The following is an 18,349-nucleotide window of genomic DNA, read 5'->3' on the forward strand; positions in this document are numbered from 1 at the left end:
CGCACACCTGCGTGCGTGCCGCGTTGCCGCGCCTCGCACGCTCGCCTACCTGGCGTGCAGTGCTGCCCCGCCCACTCGCCTGCCGTGCAGTGCTGCCCTGGCCCTGCCCGCGTGCCCTGCCGCCGCGAGCAACCCCCGCCTCAGTCGCCCACCCGCTCCAGCAACGCCACCGGCAGCCGCTCGAAAAGTTCCTCCGCGCGCGCGTGTCCCGTGAACTCGCGTGCCGGTTCCAGTACATCCGCCCAGCGGCCGGGCGGCAGTGGCAGTCGGGTGTCCTGCCAGCCGCCCGCCTCCGCGAGCCGTAGTGACAGGCGGGTCACGGCCGTCAGTACCTCTCCGGACCGGGCGAACGCCAGGCAGTGGGCCGCCGCCCGTCCCTGGGCGGGCAGCGGCAGGTACGTCGCCGTGTCGCCGAAGGCGTCGGGGCGTCGTGCCCGCAGCCCCAGTGCCGCCCGCGTCACCGCGATCTTCTCCGCGGACGTCCCGCCGGACTCCTCGGGCGGGAAGCTCACCGCCCGCCGGTTGTCGGGGTCGACCAGCGCCCGGTACTCGGCCTCCGTGCCCTGGTAGACGTCCGGCACACCCGGCATCGTCAGCTGGACCAGGGTCGTGCCCAGCACGTTCGCCCGGATGTACGGCCCGAGAGAGTCCCGGAACGCGGCGATCCGCTCACTCGGCGTCCCGCACGGCCCGGCCGCCACGAACCGCGCCACCGCCTCCTCGTACGGCGGCTCCTGCTCGGTCCAGCTGGTGAACAGGCCCGCCTCGCGCACGTGCTTCAGCAGCGCCCCCTGCACCCGCTCCAGGGCCCCGGACGCCGGGCCGAGCCCGAACACCGTCTGCCAGGCCGCCCAGGCCAGTTGCGCGTCCGGCACGCCTTCGCCCGTGCGCGTCACCTCGGCGAGGACGTCCGCCCAGCGGCCGGGGCACTCGGTGAGCACGTGCAGCGCCGCCCGGACGTCGGCACTGCGCTTCGTGTCGTGCGTCGAGGCGACCGTCCCGGTCACCGGCCAGTCGCGCTGCACGCGCGCGCAGTACGCGTGGAACTCCTCCGGCGACAGCGCCGGACGGCCCGGATTACCGCCCACCTCGGTCGCCGACAGCAGCGGCACGTACCGGTAGAACGCCGTGTCCTCCACGGACTTCGCCCGCAGCGCCGACGAGGTCTGCGCGAACCGCGTCCGGAACTCCAGTTGCGCGGGCCCGTCGCCGTACCGCCCCAGTACGAGGTCCCGTACGACGTCCACCGCGCCGGCCTCCTCGGGCACGGTGAAGGCGAGCCGGGCCTCGGCGGCGGCCTCCTCGGTGACCACGGACGCCGCGTCGACGGACTCGTACGGCCGGTAGACCTCCATCCGCACCAGCAGTTCCTGGAGCGCCGTGCGCAGCGCCCAGGGCGCGCGGTCGCGCAGCGCCGGCTCCGGCGAGGTCGCGCACAGCCGGTCCGCCACCCGCACCAGCCGGTCGGTCTCGGTCGCCAGCTCGTGCGTGAGGACCTTGTACGCCGCCCGCCGCACCGTCGCCTCCCACTGCCCGCCCCGGTCCGTCTGCGGGGCCGCGAAGCGCCGGTACTGCCCCAGCAGCTCCCCGAACCCGGCGGGATCCGTGAAGAGCCCGTCCACGTGCCGCAGGGCGTCGTATCCGGTGGTGCCCGCGACGGGCCAGGAGGCCGGCAGCCGCTCACCGTCGGCCAGGATCTTCTCCACGACGGTCCAGCGGCCCCCCGTCGCCTCGTGCAGCCGCCGGAGGTAGCCGTCGGGGTCGGCGAGCCCGTCGGGGTGGTCGACGCGCAGCCCGTCGATCACGCCCTCGTGGAGCAGCTGGAGGATCTTGTCGTGGGTGGCCTCGAACACCCTCGGGTCCTCCACCCGCACCCCGATCAGCTCCGAGATGCTGAAGAACCGACGGTAGTTGAGCTCGGTCCGGGCCAGCCGCCACCACACGGGGCGGTACCACTGCCCGTCCAGCAGGTGCGGCAGCGGAAGGTCCTCGGTGCCCTCGCGCAACGGGAAGACATGGTCGTAGTAGCGCAGGACGTCACCGTCGACGCGCAGCTCCCCGAGCACCTCGCCCAGCGGCCCGCCGAGCACCGGCAGCAGCACCTGGCCGTTCTGGGCCTCCCAGTCGATGTCGAACCAGCGCGCGTAGGGCGACTTCGGTCCCTCGCGGAGCACCTCCCACAGGGCGCGGTTGTGGCGCGGGGCCATGGCCATGTGGTTCGGGACGATGTCCACCACCAGTCCGAGCCCGTGCTCGCGCGCCGTGCGCGCCAGCGCCCGCAGGCCCTTCTCGCCGCCCAGTTCCTCCCGCACGCGCGCGTGGTCGACGACGTCGTAGCCGTGCATCGAGCCCGGCACGGCCTCCAGGACGGGGGACAGATGCAGGTGCGAGACGCCGAGCGAGGCCAGATACGGCACGACGGCCGCCGCGGCCCCGAACGGGAACTCGGGCTGCAGTTGCAGCCGGTACGTGGCCGTGGGCACCACGGGGTCAGGTCGCTCAGGTGTCATGGAGAGCTACGTACCCGCCCCGCCGCCGTTCGTGTCATCGCCCTCCCCAGGTGCGCCGCGCGTCGCCCGGACGAGTGGCTCTGTCCGGGCGACGAACCTGGGGCGAACCGGGCGAACCGAACCTGGGGCGAACCGGGCTCCGTGCCGTCGGCTACACGGGCCGCTGGAGCACGGTCATGCTCCGGTCGGTCAGGGTCAGCCGGTCCCCGGCCTGCACCTTCGGGCCCGTGCCGGGCGGCACACCGTCCGCTCGGGCCGTGTCGACGACCACCTGCCACTGCCGCCCGTGGTTCACCGGAACCAGGAACTCCAGCGGCTTGGGCGAAGCGTTGAACATCAGCAGGAACGAGTCGTCGGTGATGCGCTCCCCACGCGGGCCCGGCTCCGAGATCGCGTTGCCGTTGAGGAACACCGTCAGCGCCGAGGCCCGTGCCGAGTCCCAGTCCCGCTGGGTCATCTCCCGGCCCTCGGGGGTGAACCAGGCGATGTCGGACAGATCGTCGTGCGTGCCCTCCACGGGCCGGCCGTGGAAGAAGCGCCGGCGGCGGAAGACCGGGTGGTCCCGGCGCAGCCACACCATCGCGCGGGTGAAGGCCAGCAGCTCCCGGCTCAGTCCCCCCTCGGTGTCCTCCCCTCCCTCTTCGGGCCACTCGACCCAGGCCAGTTCGTTGTCCTGGCAGTAGGCGTTGTTGTTGCCGCGCTGGGTGCGGGCGAACTCGTCGCCGTGGCTGATCATGGGCACGCCCTGGGACAGCATCAGCGTCGCGATGAAGTTCCGCATCTGCCGGGCCCGCAGCCGCAGCACGTCCGGGTCGCCGGTCTCGCCCTCGGTCCCGCAGTTCCAGGACCGGTTGTGGCTCTCGCCGTCCCGGTTGCCCTCGCCGTTGGCCTCGTTGCGCTTGTCGTTGTACGACACGAGATCGTGCAGTGTGAAGCCGTCGTGGCAGGTCACGAAGTTGATGGAGGCCAGCGGGCGCCGCCCGTCGTCCTGGTACAGGTCGGACGAGCCGGTCAGCCGCGAGGCGAACTCCGCGAGCGTGCGCTGCTCGCCCCGCCACAGGTCCCGCACGGTGTCCCGGTACTTGCCGTTCCACTCCGTCCACAGCGGCGGGAAGTTCCCCACCTGGTAGCCGCCCTCGCCCACGTCCCACGGCTCGGCGATCAGCTTCACCTGCGAGACCACCGGGTCCTGCTGCACCAGGTCGAAGAACGACGACAGCCGGTCCACCTCGTGGAACTGCCGGGCGAGCGTCGCCGCCAGGTCGAAGCGGAACCCGTCGACGTGCATCTCCGTGACCCAGTACCGCAGGGAGTCCATGATCAGCTGGAGGACGTGCGGGGACCGCATGAGCAGGGAGTTCCCGGTCCCTGTCGTGTCCATGTAGTAGCGGGGGTCGTCCGTCAGCCGGTAGTAGCGCGAGTTGTCCAGGCCCTTGAAGGACAGGGTCGGGCCCAGGTGGTTGCCCTCGGCGGTGTGGTTGTACACCACGTCGAGGATCACCTCGATCCCGGCCTCGTGCAGCGCCTTCACCGCCGATTTGAACTCCAGCACCTGCTGGCCTCGGTCGCCCCAGGAGGCGTAGGCGTTGTGCGGGGCGAAGAAACCGATCGTGTTGTAGCCCCAGTAGTTGTTCAGGCCCATGTCGACCAGGCGGTGGTCGTTCACGAACTGGTGGACGGGCATCAGCTCCAGTGCGGTGACCCCGAGCTCGGTGAGGTGCTCGATGATCGCCGGGTGCGCGAGGGCCGCGTAGGTGCCGCGCAGCTCCTCCGGCAGGCCCGGGTGCCGCATGGTGAGGCCCTTGACGTGGGCCTCGTAGATCACCGTGTGGTGGTACTCGGTGCGCGGCAGGCGGTCGTCGCCCCAGTCGAAGTACGGATTGACCACGACCGACGTCATCGTGTGCGGCGCCGAGTCGAGATCATTGCGCCGGTCGGGATCGTCGAAGTGGTAGCCGTAGACCTCCTCGCCCCAGCTGATCGAACCGCTGATCGCACGCGCGTACGGGTCGAGCAGCAGTTTCGCGGAGTTGCAGCGCAGCCCGCGCTCCGGGGCGTACGGGCCGTGCACCCGGAACCCGTACCGCTGCCCCGGCATGACGCCCGGCAGGTACGCGTGCCGTACGAACGCGTCGCTCTCCCGGAGCTCGACCGCCGTCTCCGAGCCGTCGTCGTGCAGCAGACACAGCTCTACTCGGTCCGCGGCCTCCGAGAAGACCGCGAAGTTCGTGCCGGCGCCGTCATACGTGGCACCGAGTGGATATGCCTCTCCAGGCCAGACCTGCATGGATACGACTCTTTCAGGTGAGCGGCGCCGGTGGGGACGCCTTGGCCCCGAGTCTCCCCGAAAGTGAGGGAACCTCCTATGACTTATGTCCCTCTTACCGAGTGACCAGTGCATATGCGTGATGCCGAACCAGTGGGACCCGTGATGTTTCCGGGGCTTTTGGGGGAGTAGGGGGCGAGTCGAGAAGATCGCGTCCCCCTCGGCGCCGGCAAGGAGCTCACCGTCCCGGACCGGCTCCGCCGCACGGCTGAGAACTACCCTGCCCATCCGGCTGCACCGTCGACCGCTCCCGGAGTACCCTTCCTTGATCGTTGGGTGGGGCCTGGCGTGCCAGACGCCGCGGAGCAGACGGGAAGATGGTGCCAGGCCCCTCGGGAGTGCTCGGGGGAGCGGAAGGCGGTGCGCGGGTGGGCTCGGGAGGGCTGGAGCTGCCCCCTGGTGACGAGGGTCACGAGGGGAACTCCGCAGACGTCCCGACCGCTGCCGTGTCCCTGGCGCGGCCGATGGACGCGACGGGCTCGATCGGCCCGGAGCTGGACTGGGACGCCGACGCCTGGCGCGAGGTGCGCACCCGCGCCCAGCGGGCCGGCCGGGCCTACATCTGGCTGAACCTCGTCGAGCAGCGGCTGCGCGCGGTCGTCGCCGCCGTCCTGCGCCCCGTGTACGAACCCGTCCACGGCGAGGACTGGGTGGTGGCCGCCGCCGGACCCGCCGGGCAGGAGTGGGTGCAGCGGGCGGTCGCCGTACGCGAGGTCAGCCGCCGCAAGGGCTATCTGCTCGACCCGGCCGACGACAACGTCCTGTCCTTCCTCACCCTGCCGCAGCTGCGCGAGCTGATGGTGCAGCACTGGCCCTGCTTCGAGCCCTACTTCGAGGACCGCCGGGACGTGGAGCTCGCCCTGGACGAGCTGGAGGTGACCCGGAACGTCGTCTCCCGCAACCGGGCCCTGTCCGAGGCCGTCCTGAACCAGGCCGAGCGTGCCTCCGCCCGGCTGCTGGAGATGCTCGGCGCCGGCGGTGACGTGCCGTCCGCGCGCCGGCTGCCCATCGACGCGGTCGAGGACCTGGTCGGCGACCGGTACGCCGACGTGGTCGCCGTCCACCCGGACCGGGTGCGGCTGATGCGCCAGTTCCCGGCCGAGGACATCTTCGGCGGCGCCCGCCGCCTCGACGCCATCGGCATCGGCCTCAACCTGCTCGTGCAGAACTTCTCCGGCCGCCGTCTGGTCCGGCTGGCCGAGTCCGGCTGCCGGGTGCGGCTGCTGTTCCTCAACCCGGCCTCCAGCGCGGTCAAGCGGCGCGAGCGCGAGCTGGGCATCAAGCGCGGCGAGCTCAGCCGGGCCGTCGAGATGAACATCCTGCACATGCGCCGGGTGCGGGCGCGGCTGCGCGACCCGGGGGCCTTCGAGATCCAGGTCTTCGACGAGACGCCCCGCTTCACGGCGTACCTGGTCGACGGCGACGGTGCGGACGGCATCGCGGTCGTGCAGAACTATCTGCGCCGGACCCGCGGGATGGAAGCGCCGGTGTTCGTGCTGCGCAACAGCGGCAAGGTGGTCAAGTCGGGCGAGATCGACGAAAGCGGCCTCTTCCCCACCTATCGCGAGGAGTTCGAGGTGATGTGGGCGGATTCACGGCCGGTGTCGTGAACCGTCCCTCCGGGTCGAGTGGTTCGGCGCCTGAGCGGAACGCGGTCCTCTGATTGTCAGTGGTGCATGGGAAGGTGGAGACCACTGGGGGAACGCACCATAGAAGGGGGGCCGCCCATGGGCTGGCACCGGGAGCTGCTGATCGGCTTCGACCTGGAGACGACGGGCACGGATCCGCGCGAGGCGCGCATCGTCACGGCAGCCGTGATCGAAGTCAGGGCCGGGGAGCCGATGGGGCGCCGGGAGTGGCTGGCCGACCCGGGGGTGCCGATCCCCGAGGAAGCGGTGGCGGTGCACGGCATCAGCAACGAGCGCGCGGCGACCGAGGGCCGACCGGCCGACCAGGTGGCGGACGCCCTCGCCGAGGTCCTCACCTCCTACTGGAAGGCGGGCGTGCCGGTCGTCGCCTACAACGCCGCCTTCGACCTGACCCTGCTCTCCGCCGAGCTGCGCCGCCACGGACTGCCGTCCCTGCGCGACCGCCTGGGCGGCGTGGACCCCGCCCCGGTCATCGACCCGTACACCATCGACCGCTGGGTCGACCGCTACCGCCGGGGCAAACGCAACCTCGAAGCGGTCTGCGCCGAGTACGGCGTCGTCCTCGACTCCGCCCATGACGCCCTGGCCGACGCCCTGGCAGCGGCCCGCCTGGCCGGTGCGATAGCCGCCCGCCACCCCAAGATCGCGTCCCTCGGCCCGGCGGACCTCCACCGCCGCCAGATCGAGTGGTACGCGCAGTGGGCGGCGGACTTCCAGAACTTCCTGCGCGGCAAGGGCGATGCGACGGCCCTGGTGGACGGGACATGGCCGTTGCGGGAGCTGGCGGACGCGTAAGCCGCGCCCGGGCCTCAGCAGGCTCGGCCCTCAGCAGGCCCGGCCCCGTCCCACGGCCCGGCCCCGTCAGACGGCCCGGCGCTCTCTCCGTCACGCCGGCGCGGGCGTCGCGATGCGTGCGATGCGGGGCTTGGCCAGTCGCTCGTAGTCGGAGCCCGAGATGAGGAGCGAGCGGTCGAGCCGGGCCGCGTTGAAGTACAGCTTCGGCAGCGCCACGACGTCCGGGTCGGCGACCAGTTCCAGGTCGGGATCGAAGCTGAACGGCAGGACCGTGCCGGGCACGGCGCGGGCCAGCCGTTCGGCGGTCCCGGGGTCGCTGAAGCCCACGTAGCGGGCCGCGAACAGCGCTCTGACGGCGTCCAGGTCCACCCGCCGGTCCCCGGGGACGACCGCGAGGACGTGGCGTGTGGTGCGACGGTCCATTTTGACCCGCAGCACGATGCACTTCGCGGCCTCGCCGGCCGGATGCCCGCGCAACGCGCAGACGGCTTCGGTGGCGCCTTCGGGCTCGTGGTCGATGAGCTGGTAATCGACGCCGGCCGAGTCGAACAGGGAGATCAGGTGGCCGTAGGTGTCGTGCCGATCGGTGTCGTGCCGGCCGGTGTCGTGCCGGCCGGTGTCGTGAGGGCTGGGGTCGTGCGGGCTGGCGTCGCGGTGGGTGCCGTCGGGCATGCGGAGTCCTTGTCGGGGGAGTGGGACGGGGGAGGCAGGGGGGCCGGTGCGCTTCGGTGCGTCCGTTCCACCGCCTGCCCCCAGTACGTACCGGCCACCATGAGGGCCGCCCCGAGGCCGGTGAGGGGCGTGAGGTGTTCGCCGCCGAGGGCTGTGCCCACCGCGACGGCCCAGACCGGCTCGGTGCCCAGCAGCAGGCTGGCCCGGCTGGCGGAGGTGCGCTGCACGGCCCAGGTCTGGGCCAGGAAGGCGAACACACTGCAGAACAGGGCGAGATAGACCAGCTGGGCCCAGGTCGCCGGGTTCGTGCGGACCAGCGTCGGCAGGTCGTGGGCGGTGACCGGCAGGAACAGGGCCGTGCCGACGAGGGTCTGCACCGTCGTCAGATGCAGGGGCCGAACGGCCCGCCCGGTCGTGAAGCGGCCGACCAGCGCGACATGCACGGCCCGGATCAGCGCGGCGCCGAGCATCAGCAGGTCGCCGAGGCGTGGCGCGTGGAAGCCGTTGCCGGACATCAGCAGTCCGACGGCCAGGACGCACACGCCGGTCGCGGCGAAGAAGGAGACAGGCAGCGCGCCGCGGTGGCCGCCGCGGTCGAGGAAAGGGGTGAGGACGATGGTCAGACTGATGATGAGCCCGGCGTTGGCGGCGCTGGTGTGCGCGACGCCGTACGTCTCCACGACCAGGACCGCGGCCTGGGTGAGCCCCAGCGGCACCCCGGCCCGCAGTTCGTCCCGCGTCCACCGGCGCGACCCGCGTCCTCGGGTGGCGACGACGCCGAGGCAGGCCAGGGCGGAGAGGGCATAGCGGGCGAACAGCACCAGCAGGACGGGGAGCGCGGCAGTGGCCGTCTGGGCGGACAGGTAACTGGAACCCCAGACGAGCGCGACAAGGAGGAGTACCGCATCGGTACGGCGGACGTCGGACACCCGCCTACGGTGCACCGGAGCCATCATGAAGCCCAGTACCAGTCTCTAAAACGATCATTTAGCAGCCCTACATCGTCCCTACACTGGGGCGATGGACGAACGTCAGCTGCGGATCCTGCGGGAACTCGGCGAACTGGGCAGCGTCACGGCGGTCGCCGAGGCGCTGCTGGTGACGCCGTCGGCGATCTCCCAGCAGCTGCGGCTGCTTCAGCGCGCGATCCCCGTGCCGCTCACCGAGCGCCAGGGGCGACGGCTGGTGCTCACCGACGCCGGGCAGGCGCTGGCGGGCGCGGCCGTGGAGGTGGAGAGGGCGCTGGCACGCGCACGGCACACCGTCGAGGAGTTCCTCGGACGGCCTGACGGCGAGGTGTCGGTGGCGGCGTTCCACAGCGCGGGCGCCGCGTTCTTCCCGCCGCTGCTGCGCGCGCTGGCCGGTCCGGGCAAGCCGGTGCCGAGGCTGGCCGACGAGGACGTACCGCAGGAGGACTTCCCCCGGCTCACCCGGGAGTACGACGTGGTCCTGGCCCACCGTCTGGACCACGCCCCGCCATGGCCGGACACGGTGGCCACGACGACGCTGCTGCGCGAGCCGCTGGACGTGGCCATGCCCGCCGACCACCCCCTGGCCGCCAAGCGTCGCGTCACCCCGCGCGACGTGGCCGACGAGCCGTGGATCACCGTGCACGAAGGGTTCCCGGTCCTGGCGACCATCGAGGCCATCGCCGCCGCGGCGGGCCGCAGGCTCCGTCTCGCCCATCGCATCAACGAGTTCTCGGTGGTCGCCGAGGCCGTGGCCGCCGGGGGCGGTATCGCCCTCATGCCGCGCTGGACCATGCGCCCGCATCCGGCGCTCGTGCTCCGGCCGCTCAGCGGAGTGAGGGCGCGACGCCACATCGACGCCCTGTGCCGCCCCGAGCGCACGGCCCGCACAGCGGTCCGCACGGTCCTCACGGAGCTACGCCGGGCCGCCCGGAGTGTCCAGGGCAGAGAACCCTAGGCGCTCAGAACGGATACCACCGTACCGTCTCGTCCCCCTCCCGCAGTGAAGCCACCCGCCGCCGGAACTCCGCCAGCGCCTTCGGATTGCTCGGCGCATGCTGAGCGACCCATGCGCAACTGGCCGTCTCCCGGGCGCCGCGCAACACCGAGCACCCCTCCCACTCCCGCACATCCCAGCCGTACGCCTCGGTGAAGGAGTCGTACGCCTCGTCCGGGAGCCCGTACCGGTCGTGGGAGAGGGCCATCACCACCAAGTCGTGCTCGCGCAGGTCGGACGAGACCGTCTCCAGGTCGACCAGAACCGGACCCTCCGGCCCCACATGCACATTGCGCGGCAGCGCGTCCCCGTGGATCGGCCCCGGCGGCAGATGCGGCGTCAGCCCGCCCGCCTCCGCCGCGAACCCGTCCCGCCGCTCCCGCAGATACGCCGCGTCCGCCGGATCGATCGCGTCCCCGGCGAGCCGCAGCCAGCGCTCCACACCGCCCAGCAGATCGCGGGGCGGCAGATCGAAGGAAGGAGGGGGCGTGGCGTGCACGACCCGTAGCAGTTCGGCCAAGTCCCGCGGCTCGGCGGGCCGTACGGCATCCGGCAGCCGGTGCCACACGGTCACCGGGTGCCCGTCGACCAGCAGCGGCCTGGGCTCGGCCGCCCGGACCGCCGGGACACCCGCCTCGGCGAGCCACAGCGCGATGTCGAGTTCGCGTCGCGCCCGGTCGAGGAGTTCGGCGTCGCGGCCCACCTTGACGACCAGCTCACCGGCGGCGAACACCGCGTTCTCGCCCAGCGCGAGCAGCCGTGCCCCGCGGGCCGCACCGGGCAGCACCCCCGCCTTCGCCAGTACGTCCCGGGCCCGTACCTCGTCCATCGTCCGCCTCCGTCGTCACGCTCTCCGCCGTCGTCCTCGTCCTGTGCCGTCGGGTTCCGGCCATCCGCCGGCCAGTGTCGCATCGGCACAGGTCGGGCGGCGTGCGCGGTGCCGTGACGAGGCAGGACGCCTTCACGGCCATGACCTGGCCGGCCGAGCCGTCAAAAGGGCTGATCCCGTGACACTGGTGACCGAGTCTTCGCCCCCCTCGCCACCGAGGAGGACGACCAGCTCCTGACGGTCTTCGAGGGCGGCGAGGCACCCGACATCATCCACGACGCCTCCGACGGCCTCGCCGACTTCGCCTACGGCGGCTACCTCGCCGACCTCACCGATCTGCTGCCCGCCCGGCTGAAGTCGGACATCCCGCGGCGCAGTCGGGAGACCACCACCTTCGGGGACGGTGTCTACGGCGTGCCGTTCCTCCAGGAGCCGCGCGTGCTGATCGCCAACGCGACGTGGCTCAAGCGGTCCGGAGTACGGATCCCGACCCCTGAGAGGCCGTGGAGCTGGGCGGAGTTCCGCCGGATCACCGAACGGCTCAGCGGCCGGGGGACGTACGGCGTCGCCTGGCCCCTGAAGGAACCGGTCTCCGCCACGCTCAACCTCTCCCTGTCGGCGGGCGGACAGCTCTTCCACCGCGGGGCCGACGGCAAGGTGACGGTCCGGTTCGAGGCGGCCGACCAGGTGGTGCCGCGCACCATCCACGCCCAGGCCGGCACCGACCGCAGTGCCTCGCCCACGACCCTGGGCGGCGGCGGCTCGGACACCCTGCCCGGCTTCTTCGGCGGCAGATACGCGATGGTGCCGCTGGGCTTCTCCTACCGCCAGCAGATCGTGCAGCAGGCCCCGAAGGGCTTCGCCTGGCAGGTGCTGCCCGCCCCCGGCGGGCGCCGGGGGACTCACCCAGGGCGTCAGTCCGCAGACGCTGTCCGTCGCCGAGGACTCCCCGCACAAGAAGGAGGCCGCCGCCTTCATCGACTTCCTGCTCAGGCCCAAGAACATGGTCCGCCTCGCCCTCGGCGACTGGATGCCGCCGACCGGCAGCCGGGCGCTGAACGATCCGGCCCTGCGCACGCCCGAGCACGGCTGGGCGACGGGCACCGCGCTCGCCGCCCACCTGCGCCCGGCGCCCGCACAGACCGTACGGGGCTATCCCGAGTGGAAGGACAAGGGGGCGACCCCGGCCCTCCAGGAGTACTACAGCGGCGCCATCGGCCTCCGTGAGCTGCGCAGACGCCTGGAGGAGGACGGCACCCTGGTGCTGGCGCGCTACCAGCGCTGAACCCGCCGACGCGGACCCGTCCAAAACGATTGCACGAGACGTACCGTCTCGCGTACGTTCGGGCGCATGACCAGTCGCGCCCACATCGCCATGTTCTCCATCGCCGCCCACGGCCACGTGAACCCGAGTCTGGAAGTGATCCGGGAGCTCGTGGCGCGTGGCCACCGCGTGACGTACGCGATCCCGCCGGTTTTCGCGGAGAAGGTCGCGGACACCGGTGCCGAGGTGAAGCCGTGGCACTCGACGCTGCCCTCGCCCGACGACGACCCGGAGGCCTGGGGGACCACGCTGCTGGACAACGTGGAGCCGTTCCTCGACGACGCGATCCAGGCCCTCCCGCAGCTGATCGAGGCGTACGAGGGCGACGAGCCGGACCTCGTGCTGCACGACATCGCCTCCTACCCGGCCCGTGTCCTGGCCCACCGCTGGGGCGTGCCCGCGATCTCCCTGTCACCGGCCATGGTCGCCTGGGAGGGGTACGAGGAGGAGGTCGCGGAGCCCATGTGGGAGGAGCCGAAGAGGACCGAGCGCGGCCGTGCCTACTACGCCCGCTTCCACGCCTGGCTGCAGGAGAACGGGATCACTCAGCACCCCGACGCCTTCGGCGGCCGTCCCGACCGCTCGATCGTCCTGATCCCCAAGGCCCTCCAGCCGAACGCGGACCGCGTCGACGAGACCGTGTACTCCTTCGTCGGAGCCTGCCAGGGCGACCGCACCGCGGAGGGCGGCTGGCAGCGTCCGGCCGGTGCCGAGAAGGTCGTGCTCGTGTCACTCGGGTCCGCCTTCACCAAGCAGCCCGGCTTCTACCGGGAGTGCGTCAAGGCGTTCGGCGACCTGCCCGGCTGGCACCTGGTGCTCTCGGTCGGCAAGCACATCGACCCGGCCGAGCTCGGGGAGACCCCCGCGAACGTCGAGGTGCGCTCCTGGGTGCCGCAACTGGCGATCCTGAAGCAGGCCGACCTGTTCGTCACGCACGCCGGCGCGGGCGGCAGCCAGGAGGGCCTGGCCACGGCCACGCCGATGATCGCCGTACCGCAGGCCGCGGACCAGTTCGGCAACGCGCAGGTGCTCCAGGGCCTCGGTGTCGCGCGGTGTCTCCCGACGGAGGAGGCGACCGGCGAGGCGCTGCGCGAGGCGGCGCTCGCCCTCGTCTGCGACCCGGAGGTCGCCCACCGCCTGAAGGAGATCCAGGCGGAGACGGCCCGGGAGGGCGGCACGCGGCGCGCGGCCGACCTCATCGAGGCCGAACTGCCCGCGCGCCTGGGGTAGTCGGGACGGTGGCCCCTCGCCGGTCCGGCACACCGTGCTCACCGGCTGGAAGGGCCCGGCGGTTCCCCCGGAACCGACGGGCCCCGCACGCAGCGGCGGGGGAGCGGGGGATCAGACCGCGACGGGTTCGCCCTCGTCGTCCCGCGCCGCCGGTCCCACGACCGCCTGCGGCGTCTCGTCGTGCGTGAGGTCGGGCAGCCGGTGCAGCCACTTGGGCAGGTACCAGTTGCGCTCCCCGAGCAGTGCCATCACCGCCGGCAGCAGCACGCCCCGGATGATCGTCGCGTCGATCAGCACGGCGGCCGCGAGGCCGACGCCCATCTGCTTCATGGACTGCATGGACAGCGTCCCGAAGATCGCGAACACGGCGACCATGATGACCGCGGCGCTGGTGACGACACCCGCCGTGGTGACCACGCCGTGCTGGATCGCGTCCTTCGTCGTACGGCCCCTCAGACGGGCCTCGCGGATCCGCGACACCACGAACACGTGGTAGTCCATCGACAGGCCGAACAGGATCACGAAGAGGAACAGCGGCAGCCAGGTGATGATCGCGCCGACGCCCTCCGCCCCCACCAGCGAGGCGCCCCAGCCGTGCTGGAAGACCGCGACGAGGATGCCGTAGGCCGCGCCCACCGACAGCAGGTTCAGCAGGATCGACGTGAGCGCGACGGTCAGCGAGCGGAACGACAGCAGCATCAGCGCGAAGGCGAAGACCACGACGAACGCGAAGACCGGGACGACGGCTCCCGCCAGCTGGTCGTTGAAGTCCTTCGAACCCGCGACCTGCCCGGTGATGGGGGCCTCGACACCGTCGACCTCGCCGAGCGTGGCGGGCCGCACGTCGTCGCGCAGCTTGTCCAGGCTGGCGCCCGCCTTGTCGAGGTCGGAGCCGCCGACCAGCGGGACGGAGACGACGGCGAGGTTCTGCGCGTCGTGCAGCTCGATCTCCACCGGGCCGCGCGAGGCGCCCGAACTGACCGCCCGCTCACGGAAGTCGGCGAGCGCCGACCGCACCGCGGGCGCGTTGATGTCGTCGGCCTTCACGATCACCTGGGCCGGGTCCGAGCCGCCCGGGAAGGCCTCGTTGAGCCGGTTGTACGTCTGCACGATCGGCAGCGAGTCGCCGAACTCCTGGTCCAGCGTGAGGTTCTGGGTCTTCATGCCGACCGCGGGAGCCGCGATGGCCAGCAGCGCACCGGTCGCCACCGCGACGGACACGACCGGCTTGGCGAGCACACGCCGCAGGACGGCCGTCCAGAACCGGCTCTCCCCGTTGCCGCCCTGCCCGCGCCGGCGCAGGAACGGGATACGGCCCTTCTCCACGCGCTCACCCAGCAGCGACAGCAGCGCGGGCAGCACGGTCACGGACCCCACCATGGCCACGGCCACCACGATCAGCGAGGCCAGACCCATCGCCTCGAACTCGGCGAGCCCGGTGAACAGCATGCCCGCCATGGCCACGCACACCGTGACGCCGGAGACCACGATCGCCCGGCCGCTGGTCGCGGCGGCGATCCGCAGCGCCGTCTGCGCGTCCCGGCCCGCGGCGCGCTCCTCCCGCTCACGGCGCAGATAGAACAGGCAGTAGTCGACACCGACGGCCAGACCGACGAGCAGCATCACGGAGTTCGCGGCGTCCGTCATCGGCACCGCGTGGCTGATCACCCCCATCAGGCCCATCGTCGCCATGATCGCGGTGAGCGCCAGCGCCACCGGCAGCAGCGCCGCCACCAGCGCGCCGAAGGCGATGAGCAGAATGCCGAATGCCACCGGCACCGCGGAGTACTCGGCCTTCTTGAAGTCGTCCCCGAACGCGTCGGCGAATGTCTTCATCATGCTGGCGCCGCCGATCTCCTCGATCCGCAGCGACCCGTGGTCCTGCTGGACGCCCTCCACGGCCTTCAGCACCGGCTCGACCCGCTCACCGGCGGTGTCCGGCTCGCCGCGCATGTCGAACTGCACGAGCGCGCTGCGCCCGTCCTTCGAGATCGTCTTCGTGTCGTACGGCGAGGTCACGTGGGTGACGCGGCCGGTCCCCTCGACGGCCCGGACCACGGCCGTGACGGCGTCCCGGAACTCGGCGTCGGTGACCTTCAGACCGGAGCCCTTGGCCTGTATCAGCACGGTCTCGCCGGCCGGTTCGTCGATGCCGGCGTCCTCGATGATCTTCGCGGCGGTGTGCGTCTCGCCCTTCAGCTGGTCGCTGTCCTTGACGTCGACCCGGCCCGCCGCCGAACCGAGCCCCGTCGCCAGGACGACGAACAGCACCCAGATCCCGACGGCAGCCCATCGATGCCGGGCGCTCCAGCCGCCGGCCCGGGCGGCCAGGCCCCGCACCCGTGCTTCTCCGTTCTCCATGACGGGCTTGCCCCCTCGTGATGCGAGGGCGGCCCCCTGCCGCCCCCTTCCCACTCGAAGGTATGGGCCGGATAAAGCCGGCACGTCGTGCTGACCGGTGACGTCACGGGGCCGGATCTCATCCCCCCGGTGCCCACCCTCTCCCCACCGGGGAGGACCGGAAAGGGCCGTGGCCCCTTACACCTATCGCTCTCCTCGACTGTGTGGATCCTGAGCAGAAGGTTGTGCCCCGCCATGACCGATGAGTAATTTACGGGACTCGGGCATCCGCCCACCGGCCGTCGTGCCCACCCCCACGGGGCACGACGGCCGCCTGATGTCATGGCATCTCTCTCGGCGGGACACCGAGGGCCGGTCGAACCACGCGGCGTCACCTTCCGGACCGGCCACCGTCGGGCACGGCAGCGCGCACCCGGCGACGTCTTCCCGTCCACGCGCCCACAGACGCGGGCACGGAGCTGATGCGGGCCACGGCGGCGGGCGTGACGACGGCCGAATCCCGGCAGCACCTCTTAAGGTGTGCGGATGACGACGTATGCGGCACTGTTGCGCGGAATCAACGTGGGCGGCAGCAGAAAGGTCCCGATGGCGGACCTGCGCACACTCCTGGCCGGCCTCGGCTACGAGGCCGTGACGACGTACCTCCAGAGCGGCCAGGCCGTGTTCGCCTCAGGCCACGGCGACGAGGAGTCCCTGGCCGCCGAGATCACGAACGCCGTCCACGAGCACTTCGGTTTCGCCGTCGACGTGATCGTGCGCGACCACGCCTACCTGAAGGCGATCGTCGACGCCTGCCCGTTCCCGGCCGCCGACCTGGAGCCCAAGCAGCTCCACGTCACGTACTTCTCCGCCCCCGTGACCCCCGAGCGCTTCGCGGAGATCGACCAGTCCGCCTACCTCCCCGAGGAGTTCCGTCTCGGCGACCGCGCCCTGTACCTGTACGCCCCGAACGGCCTGGGCCGCTCCAAGCTGGCCGAACACCTCGCGAAGCCGCGCATCAACAAGGGGATCGTCGCCACGACCCGCAACTGGAACACCGTCGTCAAGCTGGTGGAACTGACCGGTACCTGAGCCCGGCCTCCGCCCCGGTGCCAGATCGACGGCACCGCATGTTTGGCCGAATCACGCCCGCACGGACCAGGGCCTTGGCACGGTAGGACCATGACGAGCACCGATGACCAGGCGACCCCATCCGGCCGTACGACGGCCGTCCAGGCCATGCGCGGCGCGGCGGCCCAGCTTGCCGAACTGCTCGGCACGACCCCCGACTCCGTCACCGCCGTCCGCCCCACCCCCGACGGCTGGACCGCCGACGTGGAGGTCGTGGAGCTGGAGCGGGTCCCCGACACCATGACCATCATGGCGACCTACCGGGTCACCCTCGACCCGGAGGGCCGGCTCCTGGGCTACGAACGGGTCCGCCGGTACGCCCGCGGCCAGCTCGACCGGGGCCGCTAGGCCGCCCTCTCGGCTTCCCGCCGCTGAGACCCGTTTCGGTGTTTGCGTGAACACGCCCGCCGCCACCCCCGTACCTACGGGCGGCACGAGAACGAGTCTCGCGAGAGGAATCGCACCGTGACCGTCATGACGCAGACCGGCGGGATGCAACCCGCCGCCACTTCCAGCGGGTCGGGGACCGGCGGCCTCTTCGACATCCTCGAACTGATCCTGGACCGCGGGCTCGTGATCGACGTGTTCGTCCGTGTCTCCCTGGTCGGCATCGAGATCCTCAAGATCGACGTACGGATCGTCATCGCGAGCGTCGACACCTACCTCCGGTTCGCCGAGGCCTGCAACCGCCTCGACCTCGAGTCCGGCCGCAAGGCACCCGACAAGCTCACCGACATCGTCGGCAATCTCGTCGAGAGCGGCGCCCGGGGCAAGACCGGCGGCGCGATCGGCGGCGCCATCGACGCGATCGGCGACATCTTCGACCGCGACGACAAGGACGGCAAGGAGGACGAGCGGTGAGCGGCGTCTACGTCTACGCCGTCACCCGCTCCGACCACCCCCTGCGGCTGGACGGCCTGCGCACCGTCGGCGGGACCGACGACTCCCCGCGCGTGGTCGTGCACGGCCCGCTCGCCGCCGTGGTCAGCGCCGCACCCCCCGATCTGCGGCCCAAACGGCGCGACCTCGCCGCCCACCAGGAACTCCAGGAACGGCTCATGGCCGACGGCACGGTCCTGCCCATGCGGTTCGGTCTGCTCGCCCCCGACGACACCGCCGTCCGGACGGCCCTGGAGGAGCGGGGCCAGGCCTACGCCCGCAGGCTCGGCGAACTGCACGGCACCGCCGAGTTCAACCTCAAGGCCGCCCGCGACCAGGACGACCTGCTGCGCGAGGTGCTCGACGAGTCGGAGGAGGCCCGCCGGCTCAACCAGCGCACCCGCGACGGCACCGGAAGCCACGAGGACCGCCTCGCCCTCGGCGAACTGGTCGCCCGGCAGGTCGACGCACGGCAGCGGCGGCAGGCCGAGGAGATCGTCGGACGGCTGTCCTCACTCGCCAGGTCCAGCGTCGTGGCGGACCCGTCCAAGGACGACTTCCTCAACGTGTCGTTCCTCGTCGACCGCGCCCGCGCCGAGGAGTTCACCACGGCCGGCCGGCGCCTGGCCCAGGACTACGGCACCGCCTACGACTTCCGGCTGCGCGGGCCGCTGCCCCCGTACAGCTTCGCCGCCTGAC

The 18,349-nt window shown here is 71.9% G+C and carries 13 protein-coding genes and 2 pseudogenes; 9 read left to right on the top strand and 6 right to left on the bottom strand.

Features of this window, described 5'->3' with window-relative positions:
* Positions 1-140: 140 nt before the first annotated feature.
* Complete coding sequence (gene treY / locus AC07F0_RS31025) at positions 141-2,510, bottom strand: malto-oligosyltrehalose synthase (protein ID WP_478983332.1); 2,370 nt, start codon at positions 2,508-2,510, stop codon at positions 141-143.
* A gap of 151 nt (positions 2,511-2,661) precedes the next feature.
* A complete protein-coding gene (gene glgX / locus AC07F0_RS31030; RefSeq protein ID WP_478983333.1) occupies positions 2,662-4,797 on the bottom strand; it encodes a glycogen debranching protein GlgX in 2,136 nt (711 codons plus the stop codon).
* Between the two features lie 356 nt (positions 4,798-5,153).
* Between glgX and AC07F0_RS31035 the strand changes: the two genes are divergently transcribed.
* Complete coding sequence (locus AC07F0_RS31035) at positions 5,154-6,446, top strand: SAV2148 family HEPN domain-containing protein (protein ID WP_478983334.1); 1,293 nt, start codon at positions 5,154-5,156, stop codon at positions 6,444-6,446.
* A 117-nt stretch (positions 6,447-6,563) separates the two neighbouring features.
* Positions 6,564-7,280, top strand: a complete 717-nt coding sequence (locus tag AC07F0_RS31040) for an exonuclease domain-containing protein (protein ID WP_478983335.1) — start codon at positions 6,564-6,566, stop codon at positions 7,278-7,280.
* A 90-nt stretch (positions 7,281-7,370) separates the two neighbouring features.
* Here the strand turns inward: AC07F0_RS31040 and AC07F0_RS31045 are convergent, their stop codons facing one another.
* Entirely contained in the window at positions 7,371-7,952 is a 582-nt protein-coding gene (locus tag AC07F0_RS31045) for a YbaK/EbsC family protein (protein ID WP_478983336.1), read from the bottom strand.
* Positions 7,838-8,881, bottom strand: coding sequence for a DMT family transporter (locus tag AC07F0_RS31050; protein WP_478983337.1), 1,044 nt, complete (start codon positions 8,879-8,881; stop codon positions 7,838-7,840). The genes AC07F0_RS31045 and AC07F0_RS31050 overlap by 115 nt, the downstream gene beginning before the upstream one ends.
* A 91-nt stretch (positions 8,882-8,972) precedes the next feature.
* On the opposite strand from AC07F0_RS31050, the gene AC07F0_RS31055 reads away from it, so the two are divergent.
* Positions 8,973-9,878: a LysR family transcriptional regulator gene (locus AC07F0_RS31055; RefSeq protein ID WP_478983338.1), complete on the top strand. Its 906-nt coding sequence runs from the start codon at positions 8,973-8,975 to the stop codon at positions 9,876-9,878.
* Between the two features lie 4 nt (positions 9,879-9,882).
* On the opposite strand, the gene AC07F0_RS31060 is transcribed toward AC07F0_RS31055, so the two are convergent.
* Complete coding sequence (locus tag AC07F0_RS31060) at positions 9,883-10,746, bottom strand: phosphotransferase enzyme family protein (protein WP_478983339.1); 864 nt, start codon at positions 10,744-10,746, stop codon at positions 9,883-9,885.
* Positions 10,747-10,971: 225 nt separating this feature from the next.
* Here AC07F0_RS31060 and AC07F0_RS31065 point away from each other — a divergent pair.
* Positions 10,972-12,031: pseudogene (locus AC07F0_RS31065) on the top strand (ABC transporter substrate-binding protein); the annotation flags it as partial.
* Positions 12,028-13,300: pseudogene (locus AC07F0_RS31070) on the top strand (glycosyltransferase). The pseudogenes AC07F0_RS31065 and AC07F0_RS31070, both read left to right, overlap by 4 nt.
* A 111-nt stretch (positions 13,301-13,411) precedes the next feature.
* Here AC07F0_RS31070 and AC07F0_RS31075 read toward each other — a convergent pair.
* Entirely contained in the window at positions 13,412-15,661 is a 2,250-nt protein-coding gene (locus AC07F0_RS31075) for an MMPL family transporter (protein WP_478983340.1), read from the bottom strand.
* Between the two features lie 525 nt (positions 15,662-16,186).
* Here AC07F0_RS31075 and AC07F0_RS31080 point away from each other — a divergent pair.
* The 4 genes from AC07F0_RS31080 to AC07F0_RS31095 all read left to right on the top strand — a co-directional run bounded on the left by AC07F0_RS31080 (position 16,187) and on the right by AC07F0_RS31095 (position 18,348).
* Entirely contained in the window at positions 16,187-16,732 is a 546-nt protein-coding gene (locus AC07F0_RS31080; RefSeq protein WP_436729474.1) for a DUF1697 domain-containing protein, read from the top strand.
* 90 nt (positions 16,733-16,822) lie between these two features.
* Positions 16,823-17,119 carry a gas vesicle protein GvpO gene (locus AC07F0_RS31085; RefSeq protein ID WP_478983341.1) on the top strand — a complete coding sequence of 99 codons (297 nt, stop codon included), beginning with the start codon at positions 16,823-16,825 and terminating at the stop codon, positions 17,117-17,119.
* 126 nt (positions 17,120-17,245) lie between these two features.
* Positions 17,246-17,632 (top strand): gas vesicle protein GvpJ, encoded by a 387-nt coding sequence (gene gvpJ, locus AC07F0_RS31090; RefSeq protein ID WP_436729493.1) that lies wholly within the window; start codon positions 17,246-17,248, stop codon positions 17,630-17,632.
* On the top strand, positions 17,629-18,348 hold the full coding sequence (locus tag AC07F0_RS31095; RefSeq protein ID WP_478983342.1) for a GvpL/GvpF family gas vesicle protein: 720 nt from the start codon (positions 17,629-17,631) through the stop codon (positions 18,346-18,348). The genes gvpJ and AC07F0_RS31095 overlap by 4 nt, the downstream gene beginning before the upstream one ends.
* Position 18,349 lies beyond the last annotated feature (1 nt).

Source organism: Streptomyces sp. NPDC045955 (assembly GCF_056430805.1).

What these genes read in the sequence shown, in the direction of transcription:
- treY (WP_478983332.1), bottom strand. Translation starts at nt 2,510, where the DNA reads ATGACACCTGAGCGACCTGACCCCGTGGTGCCCACGGCCACGTACCGG.
- AC07F0_RS31060 (WP_478983339.1), bottom strand. Translation starts at nt 10,746, where the DNA reads ATGGACGAGGTACGGGCCCGGGACGTACTGGCGAAGGCGGGGGTGCTG.
- AC07F0_RS31075 (WP_478983340.1), bottom strand. Translation starts at nt 15,661, where the DNA reads ATGGAGAACGGAGAAGCACGGGTGCGGGGCCTGGCCGCCCGGGCCGGC.
- AC07F0_RS31040 (WP_478983335.1), top strand. Translation starts at nt 6,564, where the DNA reads ATGGGCTGGCACCGGGAGCTGCTGATCGGCTTCGACCTGGAGACGACG.
- glgX (WP_478983333.1), bottom strand. Translation starts at nt 4,797, where the DNA reads ATGCAGGTCTGGCCTGGAGAGGCATATCCACTCGGTGCCACGTATGAC.
- AC07F0_RS31080 (WP_436729474.1), top strand. Translation starts at nt 16,187, where the DNA reads ATGACGACGTATGCGGCACTGTTGCGCGGAATCAACGTGGGCGGCAGC.
- AC07F0_RS31035 (WP_478983334.1), top strand. Translation starts at nt 5,154, where the DNA reads ATGGTGCCAGGCCCCTCGGGAGTGCTCGGGGGAGCGGAAGGCGGTGCG.
- AC07F0_RS31085 (WP_478983341.1), top strand. Translation starts at nt 16,823, where the DNA reads ATGACGAGCACCGATGACCAGGCGACCCCATCCGGCCGTACGACGGCC.
- gvpJ (WP_436729493.1), top strand. Translation starts at nt 17,246, where the DNA reads ATGACGCAGACCGGCGGGATGCAACCCGCCGCCACTTCCAGCGGGTCG.
- AC07F0_RS31055 (WP_478983338.1), top strand. Translation starts at nt 8,973, where the DNA reads ATGGACGAACGTCAGCTGCGGATCCTGCGGGAACTCGGCGAACTGGGC.
- AC07F0_RS31045 (WP_478983336.1), bottom strand. Translation starts at nt 7,952, where the DNA reads ATGCCCGACGGCACCCACCGCGACGCCAGCCCGCACGACCCCAGCCCT.